The organism is Planctomycetia bacterium (genome assembly GCA_034440135.1).
Classification (GTDB): Bacteria; Planctomycetota; Planctomycetia; order Pirellulales; family JALHLM01; genus JALHLM01.
Map to the genome: position 1 here is coordinate 22535 of JAWXBP010000153.1, position 6609 is coordinate 29143.

Below are 6609 nucleotides of genomic sequence, written 5' to 3' on the forward strand. Positions count from 1 at the left end.
CCACATCTCCCCACTCTGATCAGGCCCACGTCATGCCATCCGACGATCTGGATCGCCGCACGTTTGTCGGCAAAACGGCCGCCGCCGGCGCCGCCTTGACCCTCGGTTCGCTGCTGCAACCCTCGACGGCGGCTACCCAAGCCGACGCGACGAAAAAAATCCGCATCGGGCTCATCGGCTGTGGGAGCGTCTCCGGGGCGTACCTGCCGCACTTGTCGAAGTGCCCGTACGGCGAAGTCGTGAGCCTTTGCGATATCAAGCCGGAGCGCGCCGAGAATCGTGGCAATGAATTCCAGATCGCGAATCGCTACCCGCACATCAAGGAGATGTTGAAGGGGGTCGAGTTCGACCTGCTGGTCAACACGACCGACATGCAGGAACACGAGCATCTGAATCGCGAGGCGATCGAAGCCGGCAAGCACGTCTGGAGCGAGAAGCCGATCGGTAATTCCGTCGCCGGCGCGCAAGAGGTGTTGGCGCTCGCCAAGTCAAAAGGCGTCCGCATCTGGGGCGCCCCGACCGCGGTGAACAGCCCGCAGTTCGCGTTCATGGCCAAAGCCCTTGGCGCTGGCAAACTCGGCCGCGTCGCGGCGGCACATGCGGACTACGGTCACGAGGGTCCGCACTGGTCATCGTTCTTCTACGAAGTCGGCGGCGGCAGCTTGCCCGACCTGGGCGTGTACAACATCACGAGCCTCACCGGTTTGTTCGGCCCGGCGAAATCGGTCGTCGCGATGCTCAACATCGTTACGCCCACGCGGAAGATCGACGGCAAGGGAACAATCAAAGTCACCGAAGAGGACAACGCGATGTTGATTCTCGACCACGGCAACGGCGTCCTCTCGCACGTGCAAAGCGGGTTCAATTACTTCAATCCGCACGGACACGACGGCAGCAAAGAAGTCCGGCACACGATTTCGATGGTCGGCTCGCACGGTTTCATGGGCCTGGTCGGCTACGATTGGGCCCCGCTGGCCGTCGATCTGGCGACGATGGACGCCCCCGAAATCAAGCGCAACTGCGACGAGCCGAACGACTACGTCTGGCAGCAAGGCGCATCGCTCGTAGCCGAAACTTTGGCAACCGGCAAGGAAACGCTGTTCACGCCGGAACATTCGATCCACGTCCTGGACATCATCTGCGCCGCGCGTGAATCGCAAAAAACCGGCCGCCGCATCGATCTCACCACCTCGTTCAAGTGGCCGATCGTCTCGTAGCACCATTTCGTCTCTGTCGCCTTTCGCGGAGCGAAAGGCGACTATCCGAGTCCGCTATGCCCCGTTGGCTCCTCTGGACGCTGTTGGCCATCGCCTGCTGGGGCGTTTGGGCGGTAATCCCGACGGAGATCGGGACGTCGCTTTCGGCGCAGCAACAACAGGCCCTCTGCACGATTGGCTTGTTACCGCTGCTCTGCATCTTGCCGTTTCAACGTGAGCCGGCCAGCAGCGAAAACAAACGCCGCGGACGGTGGATCTCACTCGCCGCGGGCGTCTGTTCCAGCCTGGGGAACATTCCGTACTTCGATCTGTTGAGTCGCGGTGAAAACGCGGCGACAGTCGTGCCCTTGGCGGCAATGTATCCCCTGGTCACGGTGCTGCTGGCCGTCGTGCTGCTCAGGGAACGCCTGAACGTCGTACAACTCTTGGGACTCGTACTTTCGATGGCGGCGATTTACTTGTTCAATGTGTCGAAGGAATCGGAATCCGGCCTGATCAACAGTTGGTTGCTCGCGGCCATGATTCCGATCGGCCTCTGGGGAACGGCCGGGCTGTTGCAAAAGTTGGCGACGAACTACGTCGGCGGCGCGTACTCGGCGCTGTGGTTTCACCTGGCGTTCATTCCCATCGGACTGATCCTTTATTGGCGAGAACCGCTGACGGCGGCCGTGTCCCTCAAACACTGGGCGCTGGTGCTCACGCTCGGCCTGACGCTGGCCCTAGGCAACCTCGCGGTCCTAGCCGCGTTCGCCAGCGGCGGCCGCGCGGCCATTATCACGCCGCTGGCCGGACTGTATCCTTTGATCAGCTTGCCGATTGCACTTTGGTATTTCAACAACTCGATTAACCAGCGACAGGGTCTTGGCATCGCCTTCGCGCTCCTAGCCGTGGCCATGCTGACCTACGAACCTGCCGCGAAACCCGCTCCTCTCGCGGAGCCAGCGACGGATACTCTCGCATGAAAAGCATCGTGGAACTGATGAAGTCCGGCGTCGTCCTCGGCGACGGCGGCTATTTGATTGAACTGGAACGCCGCGGGTATGTCGACAGCGGCTCCGGGCGCGAGCAGGTCGGCACGGGCCGTGGCAGCGGGCAGTTCACGCCCGAAGTGGCGATCGAGCAGCCCGATGCATTGCGCGAATTGCATCGCGAGTTCCTCCGCGCCGGAGCGCAGGTACTGCAAGCGCTCACGTTCTTCGGCACGCGCGAAAAGCTCAACCGCTCCGGCTACGGGTCGCAGACGGAATCGATCAACGCCGCGGCCGTGAAGTTGGCGAAAGAAGTCGCCGGCGATCACGCGCTCGTGGCTGGCAGCGTCTCGCGGACCCAGTTGGTGGAGCGCGAAGGAATGGAATCGCTCGGCAAAGCGCGAGACCACATCGCCGAGCAAATTCGCTTGCTCAAAGACGCCGGCGTCGATTTCCTGATCCTGGAAACCTTCTTTCACTTGGCGGAAATGAAGATTGCGCTCGAGTGCGCCGCGGAGGCGAGTCTGCCGGCCGTGGCGACGATGAGTTTTCGTCCGTTGATCACGAAATGCACCGACGGATTCACGCCTGCCGAATGCGCCAAAGCCATGGCCGACCTTGGGGCCATCGCCGTTGGCGCGAACTGCGAACAAGAACCCAGGACGATGCTCCCGCTGTTGCGCGAGATGCGATCTGCAACGAGCGTGCCCATCGCGGCGCAACCGGCAGCGTTCCACACCAACAACGAATGCCAAAGCTTCACGCGGCTGCCGGCGTTTCCGGATGATCTCGAAACCATCCAAATTTCGCGCCGCGAATTCACGGAATTCGGCCGCGTCGCAAAACAAGAAGGCCTCCGTTTCGCCGGCGGCTGTTGCGGCTGCAACCCGGCCTATATCCGTGCGCTGCATCAAGGACTCCAGGCCGCGCACTAATTCAGCGCTCCTTTCGCTCCGCGAAAGGGCGCACTTTCGCGGAGCGAAAGGCGACCATGCCGTCGCTATTGTCAACGACTATGAGCGAAGCCAGCGGAAAATACGCCATCGGTGTCGACGTCGGCGGCACGAAAGTCGCCGCTGGCTTGGTACGTCTCGACGACGGCGCTGTCCTAGCGCGGCGACTCACGCCGACCTTGCCCGAGCGCGGCGGGCAAGCCGTGCTGGACGACGTGCTGTCCATCGCCGCGTCGCTCCTGGAAGAATCGCAACGGCTTGATGCCGTTCCGCGGTCGGTGGGCGTGGGGCTCGCGGAACTGGTCAGTCCGCGCGGCGAAGTGCTAAGCGCCGCGACGATCGATTGGCTCAGCCTCGCCCCGACTGAGTCGCTCCAAAAAGCCACAGGGCTCACGGTAACACTTGAGGCGGACGTCCGCGCCGCCGCCTTGGCGGAAGGTCGCTTTGGCGCCGGTCGAGACAAGAGCTCGTTTCTTTACGTCACCGTCGGCACAGGGATTAGCGCGGCGTTGGTCATCGCAGGCGTTCCGTACACGGGCGCGCGCGGCCTCACCGGCACTTTCGCCAGCAGTCCGATCGCCTGGTTCGAGGACGACGGAAACGTATATACAGGCAAAACGCTCGAGCAATTCGCGGCTGGCCCGGCGTTCGCGGCGCGATTGTGCGAACGTCGCACCGGCTTTCCCGGCGATGCGCGAGCCGTACTCCGCCTCGCCGAAGCCGAAGATCGCGACGCGTTGTGGGTCGTCCATGGCGCAGCTAAAGCACTCGGCGCCGCGATCGCATTTCTCGTTAACACGCTCGATCCGGAAATCGTGGTCATCGGCGGCGGACTCGGCGCAGCGGCCGATTGGTATCGAGATCTCGTGCAAGCAGAATCGCGGCGACTTATCTGGTCGGACCTGCATCGCGAGCTTGCCTTTCACACCGCTGCATTTGGCGCGGACGCGGGATTGATCGGCGCAGCTGCCGCGACGGTAGCACGAAGCAAGGATACGCTGTGATCGAACCGATCGTCTTGCCAAACCACGAAGCCATGAGTCAGCGCGCCGCGGAATGGATCGCCGACGCGATTCGCCAGCGCCCCGACGCCTTGCTGTGCGCGGCGTCCGGTTCTACGCCGAATCGCGCGTACGAACTGTTGGCCGATAAATTTGCCGCAAGTCCACTGAACTGCGCGCGTCTGCGTCTGATCAAGCTCGACGAGTGGGGCGGGCTGCCAATGGACGACCCGGCGACCTGCGAATCTCACTTGCGGCGCGTGCTGGTCGAACCGTTGTCGCTTGATGATCGTTACGTGTCGTTCGCCAGCGACGGGGAACCGGAGGCGGAATGCCAGCGCATCGCCGCCTGGTTGCGACAACATGGACCCATTGACGTTTGCGCCCTCGGGCTGGGGCTCAACGGCCATCTCGGCTTCAACGAACCGCACGCATTCCTACGGCCCCACGCCCACGTGGCGAAACTGTCGGACACGTCAATGACGCACGCGATGCTCAGCCAAAGCAGCCGGCGCCCAACGCACGGGCTGACACTCGGCATAGCGGACCTACTGCAATCACGAGAAGTATTGTTGCTCGTCTCCGGTGAAAACAAACGCGCTGCACTCGCTCGATTGTTGCAGGGCGAGATTGCGTCCCAATTCCCAGCGTCATTTCTGCAATTGCATCCTGCAGTGACGTTGCTGTGCGACGAAACAGCGCTAGCGTGATCCTGACCAGCCACGAATGCCTGTACCACCCGTTATGAAGGTAACGGTGCGGTAAGACTGCTGTGCTGCTGGAACGGAGGGATGGGCAGAGGCGACGGCGTAGCCGGCGTTGAGACGCATCCCGGAGCGGAAGCAACTCAGCGGGCCGCGAACTCTCCGGGGGTCAAGTAACCCAGCGAGCTGTGCGGCCGGTGATGGTTGTGAGCCTCCTTCCAGACGCTCGTCAGACGACGCACCGCTGGAGAACCTGAACGTCTCGCAGGCGTATTGTATACGAGAGGTCGGCGCAACGCTCCGCGCGAGTCTTCTTGATCGAGCATGGCAAAAATAGCGTCACTCGCCTGGCAACTCGGAGACGGCAGGGACGGTCGCCGTGAGGGAAACTGGCGCGCCCCACGGATTACGACAGAGTTCATCTCCGCGGATTCTGGAACGGCCCCGAAGTTGTTCCGAACGGCATTCAAGTCTTCAAGGTCTACAACTCCGTCGCTATTCGAGTCTCCAATCGCACCGGTCCCGCTGACGCCGAAGGAGTTACGGACGTTGTTCAGGTCAACGAGATTGACCCGCCCATCCGCATTGGTATCTCCTGGAATAGTCGCCAATTGAAACACCTCGCCAAACTGGTTGCGGACGCGATTCAGGTCATTGAGGTCCACCAGCCCGTCAAATGGGAACGTATCTCCCGGAACGCGAGACCCGCCGAAAACGCCTTGGCCGAAATGATTCCGCACTGCGTTGAGGTCGCTCAGATCCACTCGCCCGTCGCCGTCTGCGTCGCCTTCCAGTGCGAACACCGCGTCGAAGGCGATCGTGAAATCGTGCGTGAGCTGCAGGACCCCATCGGGCGACGACGCGTTGACGATTACGAGAATCGACGCGGCCCCGCGAGGCAGCAGCGTGATTCCATCCTTAAGAACGAGGCGACCATCGCGAATCTCGAAGCGATCGTCAGACACGTCGTAAGTGAGCGGCTGTCCGTTCCAGGTTGTTGGGCCGCCAATTGCGCCGGCGTCAAGACTGGTTTCGCCGATCACGACGGCCACGAAGGAACTCGTGGCAAGCTCCAACGGGTTCTGTTCGCTCGCTTGTCCCGCGAAGTTTAGCGCAAAGGGAGCCGCTGGATTGAGCAGTTCCACGAAAAGGCACCCGTCTCCCGAGCAACCGGGTGGGCTTGGTTCCAACCGTGCGCCAGACGATGGCGCGATACTCGCGTCCAGCGGATAGATTTCGAATTCGAGATCGTTCCCTACCGCGCGAATCATCTCGAACCGCTGGGCGGTCCAGTCGCCATGTAGTTTGCCAGGCGCATTGTCAACGCCCGCCACCGCTTCGATGAGTTCCACCACTCCGCCGGAAATGAGACGCAGATCGATTTGATGCGCGACAATCGCCTCGACGCCGCCGGCGATGTGGAAGCTATGCCGGCTCTCGATGCTGCCGCCGCGTCCCAGCTCGTCGAGGCGGACATCAACGATCAAGTCCTGGTGGGCGGCGTCGGTCGTGACCAGCGAGGCCGTCACGTCGCTGCCAACCGTGGCTAGCAGATTCATCGATTCGACGTTGAAGAAGCCTTCGACGACGCCGGCACTGTTCTTGGTAGCTGGCGTCGTCGCGCGGACGGCACCGACGCGCCCGGCGCGGAGATTGGAAGCAATCGATCCGCCGCGCGCTTCCAGGAGACCAAGATCACCATCAATGGAGAAGCGCGGGACGGTCACCGTGCCGCCGACGCCGGAAGCGTCGGGGATCGCCACCAC

The 6609-nt window shown here is 62.2% G+C and carries 5 protein-coding genes and 1 pseudogene; 5 read left to right on the top strand and 1 reads right to left on the bottom strand.

The genetic code is table 11. The annotated features are described in order from the left end of the window. The first annotated feature begins 32 nt into the window (after nt 1–32). From SGJ19_08975 to SGJ19_08995, 5 genes are all read left to right on the top strand, one after another. Nucleotides 33–1217 carry a Gfo/Idh/MocA family oxidoreductase gene (locus SGJ19_08975; GenBank protein ID MDZ4780372.1) on the top strand — a complete coding sequence of 395 codons (1185 nt, stop codon included), beginning with the start codon at nt 33–35 and terminating at the stop codon, nt 1215–1217. 56 nt (nt 1218–1273) lie between these two features. After that, nucleotides 1274–2179 carry a DMT family transporter gene (locus tag SGJ19_08980; GenBank protein ID MDZ4780373.1) on the top strand — a complete coding sequence of 302 codons (906 nt, stop codon included), beginning with the start codon at nt 1274–1276 and terminating at the stop codon, nt 2177–2179. Next, entirely contained in the window at nt 2176–3120 is a 945-nt protein-coding gene (locus SGJ19_08985; protein MDZ4780374.1) for a homocysteine S-methyltransferase family protein, read from the top strand. The genes SGJ19_08980 and SGJ19_08985 overlap by 4 nt, the downstream gene beginning before the upstream one ends. An 80-nt stretch (nt 3121–3200) precedes the next feature. Next, nucleotides 3201–4142: an ROK family protein gene (locus tag SGJ19_08990; protein ID MDZ4780375.1), complete on the top strand. Its 942-nt coding sequence runs from the start codon at nt 3201–3203 to the stop codon at nt 4140–4142. Continuing rightward, a complete protein-coding gene (locus tag SGJ19_08995) occupies nt 4139–4849 on the top strand; it encodes a galactosamine-6-phosphate isomerase (protein ID MDZ4780376.1) in 711 nt (236 codons plus the stop codon). The genes SGJ19_08990 and SGJ19_08995 overlap by 4 nt, the downstream gene beginning before the upstream one ends. A 140-nt stretch (nt 4850–4989) precedes the next feature. Here the strand turns inward: SGJ19_08995 and SGJ19_09000 are convergent. Next, nucleotides 4990–6402, bottom strand: a pseudogene (locus tag SGJ19_09000) (integrase core domain-containing protein). Nucleotides 6403–6609 lie beyond the last annotated feature (207 nt).

Coding starts and splice junctions, on each gene's coding strand:
- SGJ19_08975 (MDZ4780372.1), top strand. CDS start 33: ATGCCATCCGACGATCTGGATCGCCGCACGTTTGTCGGCAAAACGGCC.
- SGJ19_08980 (MDZ4780373.1), top strand. CDS start 1,274: ATGCCCCGTTGGCTCCTCTGGACGCTGTTGGCCATCGCCTGCTGGGGC.
- SGJ19_08985 (MDZ4780374.1), top strand. CDS start 2,176: ATGAAAAGCATCGTGGAACTGATGAAGTCCGGCGTCGTCCTCGGCGAC.
- SGJ19_08990 (MDZ4780375.1), top strand. CDS start 3,201: ATGAGCGAAGCCAGCGGAAAATACGCCATCGGTGTCGACGTCGGCGGC.